18 protein-coding genes, 1 other RNA gene and 1 riboswitch are annotated in these 24,277 nt (G+C 71.3%); of the genes, 8 read left to right on the top strand and 11 right to left on the bottom strand.

Annotated elements, in window-relative coordinates; translation table 11 throughout:
- The coding region (locus JNB61_RS17250) for a DNA polymerase III subunit gamma and tau (RefSeq protein WP_220340444.1) at positions 1-1,910 on the bottom strand (1,910 nt) is incomplete at its 3' end.
- Between the two features lie 132 nt (positions 1,911-2,042).
- Positions 2,043-2,137, top strand: a riboswitch (TPP riboswitch).
- Here JNB61_RS17250 and thiM point away from each other — a divergent pair.
- From thiM to JNB61_RS17265, 3 genes are all read left to right on the top strand, one after another.
- Complete coding sequence (gene thiM / locus JNB61_RS17255) at positions 2,128-2,946, top strand: hydroxyethylthiazole kinase (RefSeq protein ID WP_220340445.1); 819 nt, start codon at positions 2,128-2,130, stop codon at positions 2,944-2,946. Its footprint overlaps the riboswitch before it by 10 nt.
- Positions 2,943-3,614, top strand: coding sequence for a thiamine phosphate synthase (gene thiE / locus JNB61_RS17260; protein ID WP_220340446.1), 672 nt, complete (start codon positions 2,943-2,945; stop codon positions 3,612-3,614). Before thiM ends, thiE begins: the two co-directional genes overlap by 4 nt.
- Positions 3,611-5,086, top strand: coding sequence for a bifunctional hydroxymethylpyrimidine kinase/phosphomethylpyrimidine kinase (locus JNB61_RS17265; protein ID WP_220340447.1), 1,476 nt, complete (start codon positions 3,611-3,613; stop codon positions 5,084-5,086). Before thiE ends, JNB61_RS17265 begins: the two co-directional genes overlap by 4 nt.
- Before the next feature lie 44 nt (positions 5,087-5,130).
- Here the strand turns inward: JNB61_RS17265 and JNB61_RS20320 are convergent, their stop codons facing one another.
- Positions 5,131-6,084: an asparaginase domain-containing protein gene (locus tag JNB61_RS20320; protein ID WP_220340448.1), complete on the bottom strand. Its 954-nt coding sequence runs from the start codon at positions 6,082-6,084 to the stop codon at positions 5,131-5,133.
- Positions 6,081-7,619: an amino acid permease gene (locus JNB61_RS17275; protein ID WP_220340449.1), complete on the bottom strand. Its 1,539-nt coding sequence runs from the start codon at positions 7,617-7,619 to the stop codon at positions 6,081-6,083. The genes JNB61_RS20320 and JNB61_RS17275 overlap by 4 nt, the downstream gene beginning before the upstream one ends.
- A gap of 165 nt (positions 7,620-7,784) precedes the next feature.
- On the opposite strand from JNB61_RS17275, the gene JNB61_RS17280 reads away from it, so the two are divergent.
- Positions 7,785-9,191 carry an aspartate ammonia-lyase gene (locus JNB61_RS17280; RefSeq protein ID WP_220340450.1) on the top strand — a complete coding sequence of 469 codons (1,407 nt, stop codon included), beginning with the start codon at positions 7,785-7,787 and terminating at the stop codon, positions 9,189-9,191.
- Here the strand turns inward: JNB61_RS17280 and JNB61_RS17285 are convergent.
- The 5 genes from JNB61_RS17285 to pta all read right to left on the bottom strand — a co-directional run bounded on the left by JNB61_RS17285 (position 9,148) and on the right by pta (position 16,724).
- Entirely contained in the window at positions 9,148-9,867 is a 720-nt protein-coding gene (locus JNB61_RS17285) for a FadR/GntR family transcriptional regulator (protein ID WP_220340451.1), read from the bottom strand. The two genes, JNB61_RS17280 and JNB61_RS17285, sit on opposite strands and share 44 nt — an antisense overlap.
- A 68-nt stretch (positions 9,868-9,935) precedes the next feature.
- Positions 9,936-12,464, bottom strand: coding sequence for a glycoside hydrolase family 65 protein (locus tag JNB61_RS17290; RefSeq protein WP_220291471.1), 2,529 nt, complete (start codon positions 12,462-12,464; stop codon positions 9,936-9,938).
- Positions 12,461-13,192 (bottom strand): HAD family hydrolase, encoded by a 732-nt coding sequence (locus tag JNB61_RS17295; RefSeq protein WP_159842587.1) that lies wholly within the window; start codon positions 13,190-13,192, stop codon positions 12,461-12,463. Before JNB61_RS17295 ends, JNB61_RS17290 begins: the two co-directional genes overlap by 4 nt.
- 99 nt (positions 13,193-13,291) lie before the next feature.
- Entirely contained in the window at positions 13,292-14,518 is a 1,227-nt protein-coding gene (locus JNB61_RS17300; protein ID WP_220340452.1) for an acetate/propionate family kinase, read from the bottom strand.
- A gap of 31 nt (positions 14,519-14,549) precedes the next feature.
- Complete coding sequence (gene pta / locus JNB61_RS17305) at positions 14,550-16,724, bottom strand: phosphate acetyltransferase (RefSeq protein WP_220291475.1); 2,175 nt, start codon at positions 16,722-16,724, stop codon at positions 14,550-14,552.
- 110 nt (positions 16,725-16,834) lie between these two features.
- Here pta and JNB61_RS17310 point away from each other — a divergent pair, with 110 nt between their 5' ends.
- On the top strand, positions 16,835-17,506 hold the full coding sequence (locus JNB61_RS17310; protein WP_220340453.1) for an NUDIX domain-containing protein: 672 nt from the start codon (positions 16,835-16,837) through the stop codon (positions 17,504-17,506).
- Here the strand turns inward: JNB61_RS17310 and ffs are convergent.
- The 3 genes from ffs to JNB61_RS17325 all read right to left on the bottom strand — a co-directional run bounded on the left by ffs (position 17,501) and on the right by JNB61_RS17325 (position 19,820).
- Positions 17,501-17,597: signal recognition particle sRNA small type (gene ffs / locus JNB61_RS17315), an RNA gene on the bottom strand. The genes JNB61_RS17310 and ffs overlap by 6 nt on opposite strands.
- Before the next feature lie 32 nt (positions 17,598-17,629).
- Positions 17,630-18,328 carry a helix-turn-helix domain-containing protein gene (locus JNB61_RS17320; protein WP_308291290.1) on the bottom strand — a complete coding sequence of 233 codons (699 nt, stop codon included), beginning with the start codon at positions 18,326-18,328 and terminating at the stop codon, positions 17,630-17,632.
- Entirely contained in the window at positions 18,321-19,820 is a 1,500-nt protein-coding gene (locus JNB61_RS17325) for an APC family permease (protein WP_220291479.1), read from the bottom strand. The genes JNB61_RS17320 and JNB61_RS17325 overlap by 8 nt, the downstream gene beginning before the upstream one ends.
- A 210-nt stretch (positions 19,821-20,030) precedes the next feature.
- On the opposite strand from JNB61_RS17325, the gene JNB61_RS17330 reads away from it, so the two are divergent.
- From JNB61_RS17330 to JNB61_RS17340, 3 genes are read left to right on the top strand one after another with little or no spacing between them, the layout of a single operon-like run.
- The gene (locus JNB61_RS17330; RefSeq protein ID WP_220340454.1) at positions 20,031-21,506 is read left to right on the top strand and encodes an APC family permease; all 1,476 of its coding nucleotides are present in this window, start codon (positions 20,031-20,033) and stop codon (positions 21,504-21,506) included.
- Positions 21,507-21,549: 43 nt separating this feature from the next.
- Positions 21,550-23,637: a primary-amine oxidase gene (locus tag JNB61_RS17335; RefSeq protein WP_220340455.1), complete on the top strand. Its 2,088-nt coding sequence runs from the start codon at positions 21,550-21,552 to the stop codon at positions 23,635-23,637.
- 3 nt (positions 23,638-23,640) lie between these two features.
- A complete protein-coding gene (locus JNB61_RS17340; RefSeq protein WP_220340456.1) occupies positions 23,641-24,174 on the top strand; it encodes a hypothetical protein in 534 nt (177 codons plus the stop codon).
- The last annotated feature ends 103 nt before the right edge of the window (positions 24,175-24,277 follow it).

Here is a 24,277-nt window from a genome sequence, read left to right on the forward strand (position 1 = left end):
GGGCCGGGGTCGGGCGGCGGGGCGTCGTCGTCGGACGGGATGGGCGCGACGGCCCAGTCGGTCACGGGAGCAGCCGTTGCCGGCGCCGGAGCCTGTGCGCTCCCCCGGGGCGCGGCCGGAGCCGTCGTGCGGGGCGCGGCCGGGGACGTGGCGCGGGGCGGCGCCGGGGCTGAGGCGCTCGGTGCCGCGGCCGGAGCCGCGGCCGCCGGGGACACTGCCCGCGCGTCGCCCGAGCCGCTGGGCGCGGCAGTGATGGAGCCGGCCGCGGGCGACTCAGGAGCCGCTGCCCGGCGCGGGGCCTCGCGTCCGGGCCCGGACGGCGCTGGTGCCGCCGGGCCGCCCGCACCAGCGGATCCGCCGGCGGGTTCATGACGGGCGATGTACTTCACGCGGATGCCCAGCACGGCCACGATCGCCTGGCGCAGGTCTTCGCTCGGACCCTTGCCGGCGGCGAGGTGTTTGAACTTCGCGACGTCGGTCTGGCTCGAGAACGCCAGGGTGAGCACGTCGCCGTCGAGCGCCACCGTGCGGGCGCCCGAGGCCAGCATCCAGGACGAGCGACTCACGTTCTCGAGCTGGGCGAGCACCTGCGGCCAGGCCTGCTGCAGTCGGTCGAGCGTCACCGGTCCGGTGGGAATGGGAGGCGCCGCGGGTGCGGGGTCGCGGGGCGGAGCGGCCGTCGGCGCGGGCGCCGCGGCGGAAGGAGCTGCGGCGACCGGCCCTGCGGTGGAGCTTCCCGCCGGGGCTGCTCCGACCGCGGTCGGAGCCGGCGCAGCGCCGGCGATCGGCGCCGCAGCAGGCGCTGCCCCCGCACCGCGCGCCAGCACACGTGCGACCATCAGCTCGAGCTGCAGGCGGGGCGACGTGGCGCCGGTCATGTCATCGAGGGTCGCGATGACCAGGTCGGCGATGTGCGACAGCCGCGCAGGGCCGAACGCGTCGGCCTGGCTCTGCATGCGCGCGAGGTCTTCAGCGGAGACGCCGCGCAGCACCGCGGCAGCGCCCTGACCGGTCGCGGCCACGACGATGAGGTCGCGCAGGCGCTCGAGCAGGTCGTCGACGAAGCGGCGCGGGTCTTGCCCGGTCTGCACCACGCGGTCGACGGCCGCGAACGCGGCGGACGCGTCGGAGGCCGCGAAGGCGTCGATCACCTCGTCGAGCAGCTCGGCATGCGTGTAGCCGAGGAGGGCGACGGCGCGTGCGTAGGTGACCTTCGCGTCTTCCGAACCGGCGATGAGCTGGTCGAGGAGCGACAGCGTGTCCCGCGGTGAGCCACCACCCGCGCGCACGACGAGCGGCAGCACGCCCTGTTCGACGTCGACGCCCTCCTGCGCGCACAGCTGGTCGACGTACTCGAGCATCGCGGCCGGCGGCACGAGGCGGAAGGGATAGTGGTGGGTACGCGAGCGGATGGTGCCGATGACCTTCTCGGGCTCGGTCGTCGCGAAGATGAACTTGACGTGGTCGGGCGGCTCTTCGACGAGCTTGAGGAGGGCGTTGAAGCCCTGCGGCGTGACCATGTGCGCCTCGTCGAGGATGAAGATCTTGAAGCGGTCGCGCGCCGGCGCGAACACGGCGCGTTCGCGCAGATCGCGCGCGTCGTCGACGCCGTTGTGGCTCGCAGCGTCGATCTCGACGACATCGAGCGAACCGCCGCCGCCGCGGCCGAGCTCGACGCAGCTGTCGCACGTGCCGCACGGCGTGTCGGTCGGACCCTGCGCGCAGTTGAGACACCGCGCGAGGATGCGCGCCGAAGTGGTCTTCCCGCATCCTCGAGGTCCTGAGAACAGGTATGCGTGCCCCACACGATCGCTGCGCAGCGCGGTCATCAGTGGCTCGGTGACCTGGGACTGCCCGATCATCTCGCCGAACGACTCGGGCCGGTAGCGGCGGTACAGGGCGGTGGTCACTGCTCCAGCCTACGGCGTGCCGCCGACACTTCGGCAGGCTCGGCGCCTCGGATCGCGGCTTCCGGGTTCACCCGGTCGGCGGGGACGTCGACGCACCGCGATGACCGGTCGCGATCGCCTGCTAGATTGCTCCGCAGTGACACGGGGTGCCCGCACGGCGGGCTGAGAACACACCCGTCGAACCTGATCTCGATCATGCGAGCGAAGGGATGTCGCGATGAACGCGCGCACCGAAGCACACCTGTCCGCCCTCTCCCCCGCTGCCGCGCTGGCAGCGCTGCGCGAGGCTTCGCCTCTCGTGCAGTGCATCACCAACTCCGTGGTGACGAACTACACCGCGAACGCGCTCCTCGCGGTGGGAGCCGCGCCCGCGATGTGCGACATCCCCGGTGAGTCGGGGATGTTCGCCGGCATCGCCGACGGCGTGCTGGTGAACCTCGGGACCCCCACGGCAGAGCAGCGCGACGCCGCTCGCGAGGCCGTGCGCGCCACCTCCCGCTGGGTGCTCGACCCCGTCGCGGTCGGTGTCCTCCCCGTGCGGACCGCCCTCGCCGCCGAACTGGTCGAGCACCGTCCCGCCATCGTGCGCGGCAACGCCTCCGAGATCCTCGCCCTCGCCGGAGAGGGCGGCGGCGGTCGCGGAGTCGACGCGACGGACGGAACGGATGCCGCCGCCGGCGCCGCACAGTCGCTCGCGCTGCGCACGCGCGGCGTCGTCGCCGTGTCGGGCCCGGTCGACCTCGTCACCGACGGCGAGCGTGTCGTCCGCATCCACGGCGGCGACGCGCTCCTCACCCGCGTCACCGGAGGCGGCTGTTCGCTCGGCGCGGTGATGGCCGCGCTCGTCGGCGTGTGTGCGCCGTTCGAGGCGGCGGTCGCGGCATCCGCCCTCTATGCGGTCGCGTCCGAGCGAGCCGCCGGCCGTGCCGGCGGACCGGGCTCGTTCGCGGTGGCGTTCCTCGACGCCCTCGACGCCGTCGCCCAGGACCCCGCTGAGCTCGACGCTCGCGTCGCCGACGCCCTCGCGATCCGATGACCGGCCCCGCAGGACGCCTCGCGCTTCACCTCGTGACCGACGACCGCCTGCCGCTCGACCGGCTGCTCGCGGTCGTCGACGACGCCGCGGCCGCAGGGGTCGACGTCGTGCAGCTGCGGGCGAAGTCGCTCAGCGCTCGTGAGCTCATCCGGCAGGCGAGCGCGCTGTCCGACGTGATCGACCGCCGCTGCCTGCTCCTCATCAACGACCGCGTCGACGTGGCCGTGGCCGCACGGGATGCCGGAGCCCGCGTCGACGGCGTCCATCTCGGTCAGAGCGATCTGCCGCCCGACACCGCTCGGCGCCTGCTCGGCCCGCGCGCCGTGATCGGCTGGACCGCGGACTCGGCGGACCACCGGGCCGCGGCATCCGTCCCCCGAGACGGCACGATCGACTACCTCGGTGTCGGCGTCATCCGGCCGACGTCGACGAAGCCCGACCACCCGCCGGTGCTCGGCGTCGACGGCTTCGCCGCGTTCGCGGCGGGCACGCACCTCCCGTGCGTCGCGATCGGCGGGGTGGAAGTGGAGGACGTCGCAGCGCTGCGCGCCGCGGGTGCGGCGGGGATCGCCGTGGTGTCGGCGATCTGCGCCGCGGCCGATCCGGGCGCCGCGGCACGGGCGCTCCGCAGCGCCGCCGATGCCCCTGCACTCGAGGGCGTCGCGTGAAGACCGCCAGCGCTCTGAACCCCTCCGCGCCCACGACGGTTCGGCCGGCGATCCCCCGGGTGCTGAGCATCGCGGGCACCGACCCGACGGGCGGCGCGGGCGTTCACGCGGATCTGAAGTCGATCGGGGCGCTCGGCGGGTACGGCATGGCCGTGGTGACCGCGCTGGTGGCCCAGAACACGCGCGGCGTGCGCGAGGTGCACGTGCCACCGGTCGCCTTCCTCGCCGCGCAGCTGGCGGCCGTGTCGGACGACGTCGAGATCGACGCAGTGAAGATCGGCATGCTGCAGTCGGCCGAGATCATCGGCACCGTGCGGGAGTGGCTGGATCGCGTGCGGCCGCCGATCGTGGTGCTCGACCCGGTCATGGTGGCCACGAGTGGCGACCGGCTGCTCGATCCCGCGGCGGAAGAAGCCCTGCGGGCGCTCGCGCGCGAAGCGGACCTCGTGACCCCGAACCTCGCGGAGCTCGCCGTACTCACCCGAAGCCCGCGCGCGACCACGTGGGCGCTGGCCGTCGACGACGCGCAGAGCCTCGCGCGCGAGACGGGCACGACGGTGCTCCTCAAGGGCGGGCACCTCGACGGCGCCGACTGCCCCGACGCCATCGTGGCGGCGGACGGCGCGGTGCACGAAGTCCCCGGGTCACGCATCGATACGCGCCACACCCACGGCACCGGCTGTTCGCTCTCGTCCGCGATGGCGACGCTGCGGGCGACGGGCGCCTCGTGGCCCGACGCCCTGCAGCGCGCGAAGACGTGGCTCACCGGAGCGCTGGCGCACGCCGACGCTCTGCAGGTGGGCGAGGGAAACGGACCGCTCGACCATTTCCATGCTCTCCGCGGCGCAGCATCCGTTCCCGCCGCCGCGTGGTCTGCCCAGGTGTGGGATGCCACGGCCGCGGTACGCGCCGACGTCGACGACCTCCCGTTCGTGCGCGGGCTCGGCGACGGCACGCTGTCGCGAGAGACGTTCCTGCGCTACCTCGCGCAGGACGCGATCTACCTCGGTGAATACTCGCGCGTGCTGGCGAAGGCGAGCGCGCTCGCCCCGACGCCGGACGAGCAGGTGTTCTGGGCACGGGCGGCGGAGTCGTCGATCGCCGAGGAGCGCCGGCTGCACGAATCGCATCTGGGGACGGATGCTGCGACCCCGGCGCCGCAGACGCTCGCCTATACGAACCACCTCCACGCGTCGGAGCGGTCCTACGGCGAGCTCGTGGCGGCGCTGCTGCCCTGCTTCTGGCTGTACACGGATCTCGGCAGCCGTCTCGCCGCACTGCGTCACGACGCGCATCCCTACGACGACTGGCTCGCGATGTACGGCGACCCCGCCTTCACCGCCGCGACCGCCCGCGCGACGCAGATCGCGGACGCCGCGGCGCGGGAAGCCGGTCCGGTGGAGCGGGCGCGCATGACCGAGGCGTTCGCGCGGTCCATGGCCCACGAGCGCGAGTTCTTCGCGCGGGCGTGACGGCGACGTCGCACGGACTCCACGTCTCTCGGATAGCCCGGAGGTCAGCCGAACGCGGCCCAGAGCTCGGCACTCGTCGCGCGCCGCGCGACGAGTGCCGCGAGCAGGATCCGCGCCTGCCCGGGCCGCAGCGTCGTGGAGTGCACCGCGCCGGCCTCCCTGAGGTCGCTGCCGCCGCCACCGCCGCCGTACGAGGGCGCCAGCGCGCCCTGCGGCACCCGACTGGACACCACGACCGGGATGCCCTCGGCCACGCACTCCCGGACGGCGGCGACGACGGCGGCCGTGGAGTTTCCCGACCCGAGCGCCTGCAGCACGATGCCGTCGGCGCCGGCGGCGGCGCTCGCGCGGATGTGAAGGGCGTCGGCGCCTGGAGGGAGTGCGACGATGTCGATACGGACGCCGTCGACGCGACTCGTCTCACGCGGAGCCGTCGCACCGGCCGGACCGGCGGAGCGGAACGCATCCGTGCTGTCGGCGCTGAACTTGTAGGCGCCCCAGGGCGACAGCAGTCGTCCGCCGAAGAGCACCACGACGGCGTCTCCGGCGCTCCGGCGCGCAGGCCGGCCGGCCGGCCCCTCGGCGGCGGCGAACCGGATGGCCGCCTCTATATTGGCCGGGCCGTCGGAATCCGGATGATCGGCGGTGAACTGGGCTCCGGTGACGACGATGCGCCGGTCGGCATGGCCGTGCTGCAGCGCGAGAAGGAGGGCCGTCTCCTCCAGCGAGTCGGTGCCGTGCAGCACCACCACTCCGCGCGTCTCGGGCTCGGCCAGCACCTCCCCTACCGCGTCGCTGATGCGCTGCATGTGCGAGAGCGTCAGCGTCGCCGAGTCCTGCGCCATGACGTCGACCACTCGTACCGGCGCGCCGGGTTCGACTCCGGCGAGGAGGCCACCGCCGCTGACGACCGGCCTGCTCGGGCCGTCGTCGACCCGGCGACTGGCGATCGTGCCGCCCGTCGCGATGACCACGACGCTGCTCGACTCCCCCGTCACCGTTCTGCGTCCTGCGGGCCGCCCGTGTCGGTGACAGGCTGCTGCTGCGCCACGGCCGCCTGCTCTCGCAGCCGGACGGCGGCGACGGTGCCGGTGCGCTCGGCGGCGAGGCGCCGGATGCGGTCGCGCAGGAGGAACCAGCCGCCGATGAGCGCCGGCACGATCAGCACGAGCGACGAGACCGTGGACGTGCCGATCGGGTAGTCGAGAGCCATGAGCACGATGACCGTCGCGAGGAAGCCCAGGGTCACGTATCCCGTGTAGGGCGCTCCGGGCATGCGGAACGCGGGCCGATCGACCGCCCCCTTGCGTGCCAGCGACTGCAGCTTCAGCTGGCACAGGATGATCACCGCCCAGGCGCTGATGATCCCGAGCGCCGACACATTGAGCGCGATCTCGAACGCCTGGGCCGGGACGATCGCGTTGAGCGCGACGCCCATCGCGGTGACCACCGCCGTCACGGCGATGCCCACGTAGGGCACACCGGCTCGGTTCATGCGCGCCAGCGGGGCGGGGGCGGATCCGGAGACGGCCATGGAGTGCAGGATGCGGCCCGTCGAGTAGAGACCCGCGTTGAGGGAGGACAGCACCGCCGTGAGCACGACGAGGTTCATGATGACGTCGGCGCCCTGGACTCCGATCGACCCGAAGAACGTCACGAACGGGCTCTCGCCGGCCTTGTAGGCGGTGTAGGGCATCAGCAGCGTGAACAGGAGCACGGAGCCGACATAGAACACCGCCAGGCGGAACACCACCGCGCGGATGGCGCGGGGCATCACCTTGCGCGCGTGCTCGGTCTCGCCGGCGGCGGTGCCCACCAGCTCGATCGACGCGTACGCGAACACGACGCCCTGCACCACGATGAGGGCCGGCAGCAGCCCGTTGGGGAACATGCCTCCGTTGTCGGCGATGAGGTGCAGCCCGGGGGTCTGCCCGTTCACCGGTGTGCCCGTCACGACGAAGAAGACGCCCACCGCGAGGAATGCCACGAGGGCCAGCACCTTGATCAGCGCGAACCAGAACTCCAGCTCACCGAAGACCTTCACGGACAGCAGGTTCATGCCGAGAACGAAGACGAGGGCCACGAGGGCGAACACCCACTGGTCGATCCCCTGCAGCCACGGCACGTACTGCTTGAAGAAGTTCATGTAGAGCGCGACCGCGGTCACGTCCGCGACCGACGTCATCGCCCAGTTGAGCCAGTACATCCAGCCCGCGGCGTAGGCCATCTTCTCGCCGTAGAACTCGCGGGCGTACGACACGAACGAGCCGGTCGTGGGGCGGTGGACGATGAGTTCGCCGAGTGCGCGCATCACCAGGAACGCGAAGAACGCGCAGACCGCGTAGACGAGGACGAGAGCCGGACCGGCGATCGCCAGGCGGCCACCCGCACCCATGAACAGCCCGGTGCCGATGGCGCCCCCGATGGCGATCATCTGGATCTGGCGCGGACGCAGCGCCTTGTGGAATCCGGCTTCCTCGTCTTGGACGACCGTCGGCCGGTCGGTCCGCGTCTTCGTCGACGTCGTCGTCATGCGCTCCTGCTCCCTTCGCGTCGCAGGCCTCTCTGCCCGCGAAACTGATGCCTGCCTGTCAGACAGCTTCGCCATTGAAGCACGGCGGATCCCGGGAAATCAACACAGCTTCGGCAGAATCTGTCTGGTAGATTGACCGCTAGGTGGCCACTCGAAGGAGAGAACATGCCCGCAACCCGCACCGAACACGACCTCCTGGGCGAGAAGGAGGTTCCTGCCGACGCGTACTGGGGAGTCCACACCGAACGCGCTCGCGAGAACTTCCCGATCACGGGTGTGCCGGTCGGGCGATACCCGTTCCTCGTCCGCGGCCTCGCCTTCGTCAAGGAGGCGGCCGCCCTGGCCAACCGCGACCTCGGCCTGCTGGACGAGCGCCGGGCCGCCGCGATCTCCGCGGCGTGCCGCGAACTGCGTGCCGGCGCGCTCCACGACCAGTTCGTCGTCGACCTCATCCAGGGCGGCGCGGGCACATCGACCAACATGAACGCGAACGAGGTCATCGCGAACCGTGCGCTCGAGATCCTCGGCCGCACCAAGGGCGACTACGCGCACGTCCACCCGAACGACCACGTGAACCTCAGCCAGTCGACGAACGACGTCTACCCCACGGCTGCCGACGTCGCGTTCGTGGAGGCCGCCGCAGGGCTGCGCTCGGCTATGGCGGAGCTGGAACAGGCGTTCGCCGCGAAGGCGCAGGAGTTCCAGGGCGTGGTCAAGATGGGCCGCACGCAGCTGCAGGACGCGGTTCCCATGACGCTCGGGCAGGAGTTCCGCGCCTTCGCGGTGATGCTCGGCGAGGACCGCGCCCGGCTGGACGAGTCCGCGGCACTGCTCTACGAGATCAATCTCGGCGCGACGGCCATCGGCACAGGGCTCAACGCGCCGGCCCGCTACGCCGAGACGGCGTGCGCGCACCTCGCCGAGCTCACCGGCCGCCCGTTCACCACCGCGCACGATCTGGTGGAGGCGACACAGGATCCGGGTGCGTTCGTGCATCTGTCGGGTGTCCTCAAGCGCATCGCTATCAAGCTGTCGAAGACGTGCAACGACCTGCGACTGCTGTCGTCCGGCCCCCGTGCCGGGCTGGGCGAGATCACGCTGCCGCCCCGGCAGGCGGGGTCGAGCATCATGCCGGGCAAGGTGAATCCGGTGATCCCCGAGATGGTGAGCCAGGTCGCCTACACGGTGATCGCCGACGATCTGGCCGTCACCCTCGCCGCGGAGTCGGGGCAGCTGCAGCTCAACGCGTTCGAACCGGTGATCGTGCGCGCCCTGGCGCAGAGCTTCACCCATCTGACCGCCGCGTGCCGCACGCTCGCGTCGGCGTGCGTGGCGGGCATCGAGGCGCACCCCGAGGTGATGGCGGCGCGAGTGGAGAACTCGATCGGCTTGGCCACCGCGCTCAATCCCCTCCTGGGATACCGGGCGACGACGGAGGTGGCCCGCGAGGCACTGGTGACGGGGTGCACGGTGCCGGACGTCGTCCGCCGCCGGGGCCTGCTCACAGACGCCCAGCTCGACGAGGCGCTCAGTCTGCAGCGCCTGGTGCCGCGCCCGCCGCCAGCGGCGTGATCACCCTCTCCACCTCGCTGAGGTGCGCCCGCATCGCTTCTCGAGCCTCGATCGCCGAGCCGACGGCGATCGCCTCGGCGATGCGTCGATGCTCCCGGCCGGAGGCCTCGCGTCGCTGAGCCACGAGGTTCACGATCTGCGACTGATGCGCGAGCGCGTCGCGGATGTCGGCGAGGGTCTTGGCGAAGACCGCGTTGCCGGATGCCTCGGCCACCAGCGCGTGGAACCGGGAGTCCAGTCGCACCCATTCGTCGGCGTCGTCGCTGGCATCCATCTCGGCGCACAGTCGCACCAGTTGGTCACGCTGCTGCTCGGAGCGCCGCTCGGCCGCGAAGCCGGCGGCGGGCACCTCGACGTGCGGGCGTGCCTCCACGAGGTCGCGCGACGAGAAGTCGCCGAACGTCGTCGAAGGGTTGAGGCGGTCGGCGATGACGAACGTGCCGCTCCCGGTCCGGGTGCGGGTGAGCCCCAGCGCCTGCAGCGATCGCAGCGCCTCGCGCACGAGCGGACGGCTCACGCCGTAGCGTTCCGACAGCACCGCCTCGGCGGGAAGCCGTGTGCCAACGGGGATGGCGCCGGAGGAGATCGCCTCCCGCAGGTCGGTCAGCACCGCGTCCGCCACGCTGGTCCGCGACACCGCCTCGGCCCGCGGCATCCATCTGACTCCATCGCTCATGTGTCCACTGTCGAAGCAGGGCGTGAAGTTGTCAAACCGCCAGTCCGATTCGGCGACGCCTTCTGCTGTCAGACGTCTGCGCCGTGCTCGATGTCCGCGGGGGCGCCGACGATGATCGGGATGGTGGAGGTGACGGTGGGCACCGACGCCGACAGCAGCGAGCCGTCTTCGCGGCGCGCGTCGCCGAGCTCGCGCAGAGACGGTCGGCCCGGGATCACGGGTCCCTGCCCGTCGAGCGGAGCCACCACCTCTTCGCCGGCGCCGACCACATAGCCCACGCCTCGCACGCTGAAGCCGACGGGCTCGCCCTCGACGGCCCGCACGCGGAGCTCGTCGCGGGTGACGGTGATCACCAGGCGTGTCCCGTGCCAGTGCAGGACGAACTCGAGCGATGGCCACGACGCGGGAAGGCGCGGGTCGAACGAGAGCTCGCCGAAGTGGTCGCGCATGCCGCCGAAGCCGGCGACGAGCGCGGTCCACACGCCGCCTGCCGAGGCCACATGCACACCGTCAGAGGCGTTGTGGTGCAGGTCGCCGAGGTCGACGAAGATCGACTCGCGGAAGTACTCCAGCGCGAGGTCCTGGTACCCGACCTCGGCGGCGAGTATCGACTGTACTACCGCCGACAGCGTCGAATCGCCCGTGGTCAGCGGGTCGTAGTACTCGAAGTCTGCGAGCTTGTCCTCGTCGGAGAAGTGGTTGCCCTGGAGGAAGAGCGCCAGCACGACGTCGGCCTGCTTGAGCACCTGGTACCGGTAGATCACCAGCGGGTGGAAGTGCAGCAGCAGCGGCCGCTTGTCGGGCGGCGTGTTCTCGAGATCCCAGATCTCGCGCTCGAGGAACACGTGATCCTGCGGATGGATGCCGAGACTCGGGCTGAACGGGATGTGCATGGCCTCGGCGGCCCGCTCCCATGCCTCGGGCTCGCCCGGCTCCAGTGCGAGGCGGTCGACCATCTGGCGGTAGACCTCGCCATCGAGCTCCGCCATCTCCCGGATGGTGCGGGCGGCGAAGCGGAGGTTGAACCGCGCCATGACATTCGTGAAGAGGTTGTCGTTGACGACGGTCGTGTACTCGTCGGGGCCGGTGACGCCGTGGATGTGGAACGTGTCGCCCTCGCCGTCGAGCACACCGTCGCTCGAGCGCCAGAAGCCGAGAGTCGCCCATAGGCGCGCCGTCTCGACGGCGATGTCGACGCCCTCACGGAAGAGGAACTCGTTGTCGCCCGTCGCCCGCACATACTTCGCGAGGGCGAAGCTGACGTCCGCGTTGATGTGGTACTGCGCGGTCCCGGCGGCGTAGTAGGCGGATGCCTCTTCGCCGTTGATGGTGCGCCACGGGAACAGCGCCCCGGCCTCGTTGAGCTGGAAGGCCCGGCGCCGCGCGGCAGGCAACATCAGATACCTCATGCGCAGCGCGTTGCGCGCCCACAGCGGGGTCGTATATGCGAGGAAGGGGAGCACGTAGATCTCGGTGTCCCAGAAGTAGTGTCCGGAGTACCCCGAGCCCGTCATGCCCTTCGCGGGGACGCCCTGGCCGTCGGCGCGGGCTGCCGCCTGGGCCAGCTGGAACAAGCACCAGCGGGTCGCCTGCTGGAGGTCGTCGTGGCCCCCGATCCGCACGTCCGAGCGCTCCCAGAACGCGTCGAGCCACTCGCGCTGCTGTGCACGGATGGCGTCGACGCTCTCGCCGAGGGCGCGGTCGAGCGTGCGGCGGCAGCGGTCGACGAGCTCGCGCGCGGGCACGCCGCGAGAGGTGTGGTAGCTCACGAGCTTCGTGACCCGGATCGGGACGCCGGCCTTCGCGTCGACCCGGAACACGTTCTTCGCGATGTCGGGCTCGATGAGCGTGCGCGAGGTGTACTCGTTCGCCGTCTCGACCAGGTGGTCGGCGACGACGGCGATCGTCATGCCCGAGTCGGTGGCCCGGTACGACAGGGCCGAGCGCGCCTTGTCCTGCCAGTACTCCTGCGGCTGCAGCACGCGCTCGTGGAGCTTCTCGGTCTTGCGGGGGTCGAAGCCGGCCTTGCGCGGCGCCGAGGGCGTGCCGCCGTAGACGTCCTCGCCGTCCTGACGGTTGAGGATCTGGCAGCTCACCGTGACAGGGGCGTCGGCGTTCAGCACCGTGACGTCCACCGTCATGAGCGCGAGGTGCTTCTCCTCGAACGACACCAGCCGCTCGTAGTCGATCCGCACCTCCTTGCCCGACGGCGTGACCCACAGGATGTGCCGGCGCTGCACGCCATCGCGCATGTCGAGGACACGCTCGTACTCGCGCACGTCGGCGACGTCGAGCGACAGCGGCTCGTCGTCGACATAGACCCGCATGACCTTGGCGTCGGGGGCGTTGATGATCGTCTGGCCGACCTCGGCGAAGCCGTAGGCCTGCTCGGCATGACGGATCGGGAACGTCTCGTGGAACCCGTTGATGAACGTGCCGTGCTCGTGCGCGTGGCGCCCTTCGGGCTGATTGCCGCGCAGGCCCAGATAGCCGTTGCCCACGGCGAACAGCGTCTCGGTGACGCCGGCGTCGTCGAGCTGGAACGACGTCTCGACGAGGCGCCAGGGGTCGACGGGGAACCGGTCGCGATCGATCATCGTGCGAACTCCTCCAGGTCCTCGACCACGACGTGAGCGCCGGCTTCGACGAGGTCCTGCTCGCCGGCACCCCGATCCACTCCGACCACGAGCCCGAAGCCGCCGGCGGCGGCGGACTGCACGCCGCTGATGGCGTCTTCGACCGCGGCGCTGCGAGCGGGCTCGACCCCCAGCATCCGTGCCGCCTCGACGAACACGTCCGGCGCGGGCTTGGAGGCGAGGTGGTCGCGTTCGGCGATGACGCCGTCCATGACGACGGCGAACCGGTCGCGGATGCCGGCTGCCGCCAGCACCTCCTCGGCGTTCTTCGAGCTCGACACCACGGCGACAGGCGTCCCGGCCGCCGCGAGGACGTCGAGCAGTCGCAGGGAGCCCGGATACGGCGCGATGCCGTCGGCGCGCAGCACGCGCTCGAAGACGGCGTTCTTGCGGTTGCCGATCCCGCACACCGTGTCGGCGGTCACCGGGTCGGACGGGTGCCCCCACGGCACCTCGACGTCGCGCGAGCGCAGCAGGCTCGCCACGCCGTCGTAGCGCTTCTTGCCGTCCAGGTGGTCGAAGTAGTCGCGCTCGCTGTACGGCGGGGTGATGTCCCATGCCGCGAAGAGCTCCTCGAACATCGTCTGCCACGCGTGCATGTGCACTTCTGCGGTGGGCGTGAGGACGCCGTCCAGATCGAACAGCACGGCGTCATAGGCGGTCAGATCGGGCAGGGCTTCGTCAGCCACAGAACCTCCGGGAACGGGAGCGGTACGGATGCTCGGCACGCGGTCGGGCCGTGCAGCAAGCGTAATGCGGGCAGGTGTCCGGTCGACACCCTGTGACGGTCAATCCCTGGCGACGCTCAGGGTCTGTCGTGCGATCTCGAGCTCCTCGTCGGTCGGGACGACGAGCACCGTCACCGCGGAGGCATCCGTCGAGATGACCCGGATGCCGCGTTCGGGGCCCTCGTTGCGCACCGGGTCGATCTCCACGCCCGCGAAGCCGAGCGTCTCGAGCGCGCGGGCGCGCACCTGCGGGGCGTTCTCACCGACCCCTGCCGTGAACGAGATGACATCGGCGCCACCCAGCTGGGCGAGGTAGGCGCCGGCGTACGCGCGCAGCCGGTGCACGTACACCTCGAACGCCAGGATCGCCTTCTGCTCGCCTCGCTCGATGGCGGCGCGGATGTCGCGCAGATCGTTGGACCCCGCGAGCCCCAGCAGGCCGCTGCGCTTGTTGAGAAGCTCGTCGAGGTCGTCCACCGACATGCCCGCCCGCCGCTCGAGCTGCAAGAGCACGGCGGGGTCGATGTCGCCCGAGCGCGTGCCCATCACGAGACCCTCGAGCGGGGTGAACCCCATCGACGTGTCCACCGAGCGGCCGCCGTCGACCGCCGTGACCGACGCGCCGTTGCCCAGGTGGAACACGATCTGCTTGAGCTCGGCGAGCGGTCGGCCCAGGAACGAGGCCGCGGCCTCGCTCACGAACTTGTGGGACGTGCCGTGGAAGCCGTACCGGCGGATGCGATGGGATGCTGCGACCTCGGCGTCGATCGCGTAGGTGTATGCCTCGGGTGCCAGGGTCTGATGGAACGCGGTGTCGAAGACGGCCACGTGCGGGACGTCGGGGAACGCCTGCCGGGCCGCGACGATCCCCGCGAGATTCGCGGGGTTGTGCAGCGGGGCCAGCACCGACAGCTCGTCGATGTTGATCTCGACGAGAGGTGTGATGAGGGTCGGCTCGAAGAAGCGCGCACCGCCGTGCACGACGCGATGGCCCACGGCCACCGGCGGCGTCTCGGCGAGCGACGGTCCGTCGGAGGCGAACGCCTCGAGCATGACGCCGAACCCGGCGGTGTGGTCGGGAATCGGAAGCTCGCGGGTGCGCGTGGCGTCGAGGAAGGCCGGCGCGGGCCCGTCCGTCGGCGTCGCATACACGGTGTGGCGTGCGATGCCGATCGCGTCGCCGATGCGCTCCACGAGGCCCGACGCGAGCGTGCGCTCGGTGTCCATGTCGAGGAGCTGGTACTTGAACGACGACGAGCCGCTGTTGATCACGAGCACCGGGGTCATCGCGCGTTCCCTTCTCCTTCCGGTCGCCGTCTCAGCGACCGGCCTCCTGGGCCTGGATCGCGGTGATCGCGATGGTGTTGACGATGTCGTCGACGAGCGCGCCGCGCGACAGATCGTTGATGGGCTTGTTGAGACCCTGCAGCACGGGCCCGATCGCGACGGCGCCCGCGGAGCGCTGCACGGCCTTGTACGTGTTGTTGCCGGTGTTGAGGTCGGGGAAGACGAACACCGTCGCGCGGCCGGCGACGGCGGACCCGGGCATCTTCGCCGCGGCCACCGCGGCATCGGCCGCGGCGTCGTACTGGATCGGCCCTTCCACGAGCAGCTCCGGAGCCCGTGAGCGGACGAGGGCCGTCGCATCCCTCACCTTCTCGACATCGGCACCCGATCCCGACTCCCCCGTCGAGTACGACAGCATCGCCACGCGCGGATCGATGCCGAACTGCGCCGCAGTCGCCGCCGACGAGATGGCGATGTCGGCGAGCTGCTCGCTCGTCGGGTCGGGGATGACGGCGCAGTCGCCGTAGACCAGGACGCGGTCGGCGAGGGCCATGAGGAACACGCTCGAGACGACCGAGACGCCCGGCCTGGTCTTGATGATCTCGAATGCGGGACGGATCGTGTGCGCCGTGGTGTGGGCGGCGCCCGACACCATGCCGTCGGCGAGACCCAGGTGCACCATCATCGTGCCGAAGTACGAGACATCGGTGACGGTGTCGGCCGCCTGCCCCACCGTGACGCCCTTGTGGGCGCGCAGGCGCGCGTACTCCTCGGCGAACTTGTGGACGTGCACCGCGTCCAGCGGCGACAGCACCTCCGCGCCCTGGATGTCGATGCCGAGCTCGATCGCCCGCGCGCGCACCTCGAAGGGCTCGCCGAGGATCACGAGGTCGGCGATGCCGCGCTTGAGCACGGTGGCCGCGGCGCGCAGCACACGGTCGTCGTCGCCCTCGGGCAGCACGATGCGCTTGCGCTCTGCGCGCGCCCGCTCGATGAGCTGGAACTCGAACATGAGCGGCGTGACCACCGTCGCCCGCGCCAGGCCGAAGGCGACGAGCAGCTCGTCGGTGTCGACGCTCTGCTCGAAGAGGGCGAGCGCGGTGTCGTAGCGGCGCTGGGAGTCGGCGGCGAGGCGGCCGCGCGTGCCCATGATCCGCACCGCGGTCTCGTACGTGCCGAGCTCGGTCGTGATGATGGGCACGCTCGAGCCCAGGCCGTCGATGAGACGCGTCACCGGCTCGGGAAGCTCGAACCCACCGTTGAGCACGACGCCCGAGATCGAGGGGAACGTGCCCGACGCGTTCGCGAGCAGCGTGGCCAGCAGCACCTCGGAGCGGTCGGCGGGGATGATGACCACAGCGCCCTCGAGCAGCCGCGGCAGCACATTCACCATCGACATGCCCGCGACCACCACCGCCAGCGCTTCGCGCGTGAGACGGTCGGGGTCGCCGGCGAGCATCTCGCCGTCGACGGAGCGCATGATGCCGCGCATCGACGGCGCCACGAGGTAGCGATCCTCGGGGATCGCCCACACCGGAACCGAGGAGTGCTGCCCGGAGGCCGGCACCGGGGCGGCCGGGGCGGCGCCTTCGAGGTGCGCGCGGATGGACCGGCGGATGGCGTCGAGGGTCTCGTCGGCGCGCTCCGGGTCGGCGCGGTTCGCGACGACCGCGAAGAGCTTCGCGCGACCGTGGGCGAGCTCGGCGAGCGCGAGGTCGGCGATCTGCCCCATCTCGGCGGGGGTGCGCGGCAGCGACGAGCCGAGCTGCTCGGGCTGCGTCTGGTTCTGCGCCGAGCGGCCGCCGAGCACCAGCAGCACCGGGGCGCCGAGGTTCGCGGCGATGCGGGCGTTGTAGGCGAGCTCCGCAGGACTGCCGACGTCCGTGTAGTCGCTGCCCACCACGACGACCGCGTCGCACTGGGCCTGGACCGCCTTGTAGCGCTCGACGATCGTCGCGAGCGCAGCATCCGGATCATGCCGCACGTCGTCATAGGTGACACCGATGCAGTCGTCGTACGGAAGGTCGACGCCGTCGTGGTCGAGAAGCATCTCGAGCACGTAGTCCCGCTCCACCGTCGACCGCGCGATCGCCCGGAACACGCCCACCCGCGGCGTGGCGTGACTCAGCGCGTCGAGCACCCCGAGTGCGACCGTGGACTTCCCCGAATGACCCTCTGCCGACGTGATGTAGATGCTCTGCGCCACGCGTCCAGCCTATGGGCGGCACGGATGCTGCGGCCAGGCGTGCCACCGGATCACAGGCAGCACGCAGCCGGAGGCGGGAAGGGTGCCCGCCGGCGGATACCCTCGACGGCATGCACGAACCCCGCCCCGGAATAGACGCCCCCGATCACCGCGGCCGGATCGGCCTCGACCGGACGGGGCGTGATCTGGACCGCAATCCCGATGTGCGGGTGACCGACGTCGAGGTGCTCGCATCGGCGTGGCACGTGCTGCGGCGCACCACCCTGGAGTACCGCGGGCCGTCGGGCCGGTGGGAGACGCAGCAGCGGGAGACGTACGACCGCGGCAACGGTGCGACGGTTCTGCTCTACGACCGCGCCCGCCGCACCGTGCTGCTCACGCGGCAGTTCCGCTATCCGGTCTATGTCAACGACCACCCCGACGGGATGCTGATCGAGACGGCTGCAGGACTCCTCGACGAGGACGACCCGGCCACGGCGATCCGGCGGGAGGCGGTCGAGGAGACCGGCGTCGGCATCGGCGACCTCGAGCGCGTGTGGGACGTCTACATGAGCCCCGGCTCGGTCACCGAGAGGCTGCACTTCTTCGCCGCTCCCTATGACGGCGCCGCGGGGATCGGCGAGCGCGGCGGCCTCGCTGAGGAGGGCGAGCACATCGAACTGGTGGAGCTCGTCATCGACGACGCGCTGGCGATGGTCCGCGACGGCCGGATCCAGGACGCGAAGACCATCATGCTGCTGCAGTGGTCGGTGCTCGAGGGCCCCTTCGCCCGGAAAGATTAAGACTCTCCGCGAACCCGGCAGAGCCTGGTTACCCTTGCTACGTTTCCGTCCTGGGGGAGTTGGCCTGGATGCCGCCTCGCGGAGAGCTGGGTCAAGTCTAACCCGTCGCGCGGAGACCCGACGTCACACCACCAGCGGACCCAGGCGCACGGCCAGAGGCTGCAGCACCGACAGCACCTGCGAGGGGTCGTCGGCTCGATGGCGCGGACCGGAGAATCCCACCGCCCCCGCGAGGCTCCCTGCGGCATCGCGGAGAGGCACCGCGACGCAGCCGTAGCCCGGAACGAGCTCACCGAGCTGGCGGGTGGCGCCGAGGTCGGCGAAGTCCTGTCGCGCCGATTCCTCCCCTCTCCCCTGCTCGATCCGCAGCAGGCGTCCGAGCGCGAACCGCTCGGGCTCCCGGGCGAGCCGGACCTCGTCCGAGAAGGGGAAGTCCGGGTCGGCGTCGACCAGCGAGGCGCGGCCCTCCACGAAGAGCGCCACGTGCACGCCGCCCCGGAGGGCCGCGCGAGCCTCCGCCACCACGCCGCGGGCCGCCGACGTCAGCCGCGCGGGTCCTGCCGCCACGGCGGCGAGCTGCACCACCTTCGCACCGAGGGCGAATCCTGCGAGATCGGGGGTGCGCACGAGGTACTCGTCCTGCACGAGGAGGTTGAGCAGGCGATAGGCGGTCGCACGCGGGAGTCCGAGCTCGAGCGAGATCTCGCGGGCCGTGGCTCCCGCGCCGAGGTGCGCCACCGCCTCGAGCACCGTGAGCGCACTGTGCACCGCCTTCGGCTGGCGCGCCGTCAGTGTCGGGCCCGACGCCGGCCGCTCACCCACCGCGGGTCCGCTCCCCCCGGGCGACCCCGCCGAGCACCTGCGATGCGACAGGCTCGTCGTACGAGCCGATGCCGGCGAGAGAGGAGGGGCCGCGGCGAAGCCGAAGGACCACGGCGATCGCTGAGATCACCCCGATCGCGGCCGCGACCCACACCGCGACGCCTCCCGCGGCGGCGTCGACCGCGAAGAACGTGACCAGTGCGCCGGTGAGGACCACCGCCGACGTCGTCGCCACCACCGTCGACCCGAGCGTCTGCTCGCCGATGCGGCGGAGGAAGACGGGTGCCGCCACGCAGACCAGGATGTACGCGACGATGTAGCCGGCGCCGCCCACCGCGATCGTGACGTGCATGGCGTCGCGGATGTCGAGCCCCCAGACGAGGAGCAGGAACGGCACTCCCGCGATGACCGGGAAGGCCAGCGCCACCGCCCCGATCGGCGTTCCGAACCGCGGATGGACACGACCGGCGGGAGCCGGCAGCACACCGTCACGGCCCATGGTGAACAGCACCCGTGTCAGGGCGGTCGTCGACCCGATGGCGCACGCGATGAAGGATGCCGCGATGCCGATGTCGGCGACGACCCCCCAGCCGCCGAGCCCGTACGCCGCCGCGAGCTGGTTGATGGGCGAGGCGCTCTCGCCGAGCGGCGCCCCGAGCGCGTCGAATCCCGCGACCTGGGTCACGGCTGCCAGCACGTACAGGCCACCCGACAGGACCACCGTCCAGACGATCGCGCGCGGGACGTTGCGCAGCGGTGCCCGCGCCTCCACGCCGAGCGTCGATGCGCTCTCGAACCCGACGAACGCGGTGAGGGCGATGACCCCTCCGGCGGCGAGCGCCGCCGGGTCGGCGTTCCCGACGCCGAGCACCCGCCAGGGGTCGATCGGACCGATCCTGACCAGCAGCACCACCAGCAGGACCGAGATCAGCGCGACCGAGAGCACCTCGACCATGAGCGCGATGCGAGAGGAGATGCGGATGCCGCGCACGAGCACGAGCGCCACGAACGCCGACTCCGCCGCCAGGACGCCGGCAAGAGTCCCGGGGCCGCCCGCCGCGGGCCACACCGACTCGAGCAGGAACGTGACGTAGTACGCGCCGCCCAGCAGCGCGAACATCGCGATGGCACCGTAGCCGACGAGGATCGCCGCACCGGATGCGAGGCCGGCGCCGGGGCCGAGGCCACGGGCCGTGTAGGTGTAGGTCGACCCCGCGGCGGCGAGCCGGCGAGCGAACTGGGAGATCGTCCGGGCGACCAGGAGGCTGAGCACCGCGGCCAGGAGTATCGACAGCACGGTCGCCGACGGCGAGATGCCTGCCACGAGCAGCACGACCGTGGTCGCCGCGGCGGCAGGCGCGACCGCCGCCACGGACTGCGCGAGCACGTCGAAGAAGCCGACGCTGCGGCGGTCGAGTCCGTCGAGCGGCGAACGCGCTCCGAAGTCGTGGACGGGGTCGGGTCGCGCGATCGCGCGCTCGAGTGCGGTCATGTCGCCTCCGGTGGTGCGTGCCAGACGATACGCGCGCGCGGTTGCCGCGCCGCTTCCCTCGTGTTTCGCCCGTGTGTCGCCCGAATGAGACAGGCCGGGCCGCCGATCTCACTCGGGGTGCGCGAGGTTTCACAGGGGTGAAGCGGCGGTGCAATCCGGCGGAGCCAGGCTCGCAGCATCCCGTTCCCGCACCCGCCCGGAGGTCCTGCCATGACCCAGCTCGAATCGAAGGGGGTCGAGGCGTCCGCCAAGCGGACGCTCACCGGCTCGCTCGGAGTCACCGCCATCGTCTTCATGGTGGTCGCCGCCGCATCCCCGCTCACCGTGATCGGCGGCGGCGCGCCGCTGGGCATGCTGCTGGGCAACGGGATCGGCTTCCCCGCCCTGTACGCCATCAGCGCCGTGATCCTGCTGCTGTTCTCGGTGGGCCTGGCCGCGATGACCCGCCACGTGCCGAAGCCCGGCGCATTCTTCACCTACGTCGGTTATGGGCTCGGCCGCTCGACCGGCCTCGCGAGCGCGTGGATCGCGATGCTCACCTACACGACGATCCAGGTGTCGGTGTACGGCTATATCGGCTACATCCTGTCGATCACGCTGCAGTCCCTCGGCGGCCCGGCCCTGCCATGGTGGCTCATGTCGCTGGCGACCATCGCCGTCGTCGGCGTGCTCGGTTACCGCCACATCGACCTGTCGAGCAAGGTGCTCGGCGTGCTTCTCGTGGCCGAGGTCGGAATCGTGCTCGCCATGCTGGTCGTCGTCGTCGCCACCGGCGGCGCCGAGGGGCTCAGCCTCGCCCCGTTCGAACCGGCCAACATCGCGAGCGGCTCCCCCGGCGTCGGACTCATGTTCGCGATCGCCGCCTTCATCGGCTTCGAAGCGACCGCGATCTTCCGCGACGAGGCGAAGGATCCGAACCGCACCATCCCCCGCGCCACCTACGCCGCCGTCATCGGCATCGGCGTGTTCTACACGCTCGCCTCGTGGGGGCTCGTCATGGCGTGGGGACCGAGCGGCGTCCTCGACAAGATCGCCGAGGATCCCGGCACGTTCATCATCGCGACGATGGCCCGCTACCTCGGCGCGTTCGGCGAGGTGGCGGTGAACATCCTGCTGATCACGGCGATGTTCGCGTGCGTGCTGTCGTTCCACAACGTCGTCACGCGCTACCAGCACTCGATGGCGAACGCCGGGGTGCTGCCCGACCGGCTCGGCGCGGTGCACGCGAACCACCTCTCGCCCCACGTGTCGTCTCTCGTGCAGACCGCCACTGCGGCCCTGCTGATCGCCGTATTCGCCGTGCTGGGCCTCGACCCCGTGCTCCAGGTGTTCACGTGGTTCGCCGGCGTCGCCACGCTCGCGATCGCGATCCTGATGGCCGTGACGTCGGTGGCCGTCATCGTCTACTTCGCGCGCACCAGGAAGGACCGCCGCCCGTGGAACACGATCATCGCCCCGGCGCTCGGGTTCATCGGACTCGTCCTGTCGGCCGCGCTCATCGTCGCGTACTTCCCGATCATGGTCGGCGATGTCGACGCCGACGGCAACCCGGTGTTCGGCGCCGTCAGCTGGTTCCTCCTGGCTCTCGTCGTGGTCGTCCCGGCCATCGGCTACGCCCAGGCCGCATGGATCAAGAACCGGCGCCCTGCCGCCTACGCCAAGCTCACCGACTCGATCGCCGGCTGACGGCCGACCGATCCCCGCATCACCTCGCAGCAGAAGGAGAACCATGACCATCACCGACGTCGCCACCGCCCCGGGCTTCGCTGCACCGCCGGCACCGCAGCATCCGCTCGCCTCTCTCACGCCCGCCGAGATCCAGGCTGTGCGCGCGATCGTGCTCGGGCTCGAGACCACCGGCGAGGCCACCAGGTTCGCCTATGTCGGGCTCGAGGAGCCACCCAAGCCCGAGGTGCTCACGTGGGAGGCCGGCACCGGCGCCCTGCCGGAGCGCCGGGCGCGCGTGCAGCTGCTCGACATGAAGACCGCACTGTCGCTGGACCTGGTCGTGTCGCTTGCCACGGGCGCCGTGCTCTCGCGCGTGGAGCTCGACGGCACCGGCGGGCAGCTGCCCATCCTCGACGCCGAGTTCGAGGAGGTCGGCGTGATCGCGAACGGGAGTGAGGAGTGGGTCGCCGCCCTCGCCGCCCGCGGTCTCACGCCCGACGATGTCGTGCTCGTGCCGCTGTCGGCCGGCAACTACGGGTACGAGGATGAAGCGGGGCGCCGCATCCTGCGCACGTTCGCGTTCCAGCAGTTCCACGCCGCGGACCACCCTTGGGCGCACCCCGTCGACGGGCTGACCGCCTACATCGACGTCGCCGCCCGGCAGGTCATCAGGATCGTCGACACCCCCGGGTTCGACATCCCGCAGACGAGCGGCAACTACGACGACCCCGAGCTGCAGGGCGCGCCGCTCGAAGGGCTCACGCCCATCGTGATCACCCAGCCAGAGGGGTCGAGCTTCACCGTCGACGACGAGCACGTGACGTGGGGCGAGTGGGAGTTCCGCATCGGCTTCGACACGCGCGAGGGCCTCATCCTGCGTCAGCTCTCGTTCGCCGGGCGCCCGGTCATGTACCGGGGGTCGATCAGCGAGATGGTCGTACCCTACGCCGACCCGCAGCCGAACCGGTTCTGGCAGAACTACTTCGACACCGGCGAGTACCTCTTCGGTCGCTACACGAACGAGCTCGAGCTCGGCTGCGACTGCGTCGGCGACATCACGTACGTCGATGCGACCCTCGCGGACGAGCTGGGGATGCCCCGTACCGTGCGCAACGGCGTGTGCATGCACGAAGAGGACTTCGGGTCGCTCTGGAAGCACACCGACCTCTTCACGGGCGCCGCCGAGGTGCGCCGGTCGCGCCGCCTGGTGATCTCGTTCTTCACGACCGTCGGCAATTACGACTACGGCTTCTTCTGGTACCTCTACCTCGACGGCACCATCGAGTGCGAGGCGAAGCTCACGGGCATCCTCTTCACGTCCGCCTACCCGGGGCTGAGCGAGGACGGATCACCGTACCCCTTCGCATCGGAGGTGGCTCCAGGCCTCGGGGCGCCGTACCACCAGCATCTGTTCTCGGCACGGCTCGACATGACCGTCGACGGCGTTGCGAACGTGGTCAACGAGATCGACGCGGTGCGCGTGCCGATCTCACCCGCGAATCCCGCCGGCAACGCCTTCACGAAGAGCGTCACGCCGATCGCGTCGGAGAAGGAATCGGGCCGGGTCGCCGACGGCGCCCGCAACCGCGTGTGGCAGATCGCCTCGACCGACAAGACCACGTCGATGGGCCAGCCGACCTCGTACGTGCTGTTCCCGACCGAGACCCCTGTGCTGCTCGCCGACGACGAGTCCTCCATCGCCTCGCGCGCCGCGTTCGCCACGAAGAACCTGTTCGTCACCAAGTACGACCCCGCAGAGCGCTACGCGGCGGGCGACTTCGTGAACCAGCACCCGGGCGGCGGCGGGATCCCCGCGTTCATCGCGGGCGATGAGCCGCTGATCGGCGAGGACGTCGTGCTGTGGCACACGTTCGGGCTCACGCACTTCCCCCGCAACGAGGACTGGCCGGTCATGCCGATGGACTACGCCAAGTTCACGCTGAAGCCGTACAACTTCTTCGAGCGCAACCCCGCGCTGAACGTGCCCGCCCCTGCGGCCGCGCACTGCTCGGCGGAAACTGGCCACGTGCACGGCGCGACGGGCGGCTACGGTCCCACGCCTGGGGCGCACGGGCACGACACGAGCGCTCACGGGCACGACACGGGCGCGCACGGTCACGCGCACGGCGCGCACCACCACCACGGTTGATCCGTGACCGAACTGCTCCACGCCTGGGCCATCGCCCCGGCCGCGATCGGCGCCTGCTGTGTGGCAGCCGACCGCGGCCGGGCGCGGTGGTCCGACGCCGTCGCATCGGCGCTCATGCTGATCGCGATGCTCGACGCGGCGATCACCGGTCTGGTGGCACCGGTGTATTGGGCGGCAGTGCTCCTCGGGTCGGCGATGGCGCTGGCTGCCTGGCAGCGCCCGCGCCGTGGGGCCGGCGGCCGCGCCGCATCGGCGCCGGGCCCGATGGCGGTCCACACCGGGCTCGGGCTGGTCGCCATGGCCGCGCTGCAGGTCGGCATGACCCCGCCGTCCGCCGCCACGACCGCCGCGGCGGCGCACGCCCACGGCGGCGCCGGTGGCGGGGCGCTGCTTGCCGCGCTGCTGCTGGGCGGCGCGGTCGCGTACGCCGCGCTGTCGGCACTCCTCGTTCTCCGGTCTCATCGGCCCCTGGACCGCGCTCAGCTGATCTGCATGGGGATCTCGGTGCTGCTCATGGCGGTGGGGGTGTCCATGTAGCCGCCGACGCCGGGCCGCGGCATCCCAGTGTTCTCCCAGCGCGATCGATACCGATCCGATAACGGCGCGATTAGGATCGGTCGCGTGGGCGAGGGAGCCCGCA

The organism is Microbacterium ureisolvens, assembly GCF_019511645.1.
Classification (GTDB): Bacteria; Actinomycetota; Actinomycetes; order Actinomycetales; family Microbacteriaceae; genus Microbacterium; species Microbacterium ureisolvens_A.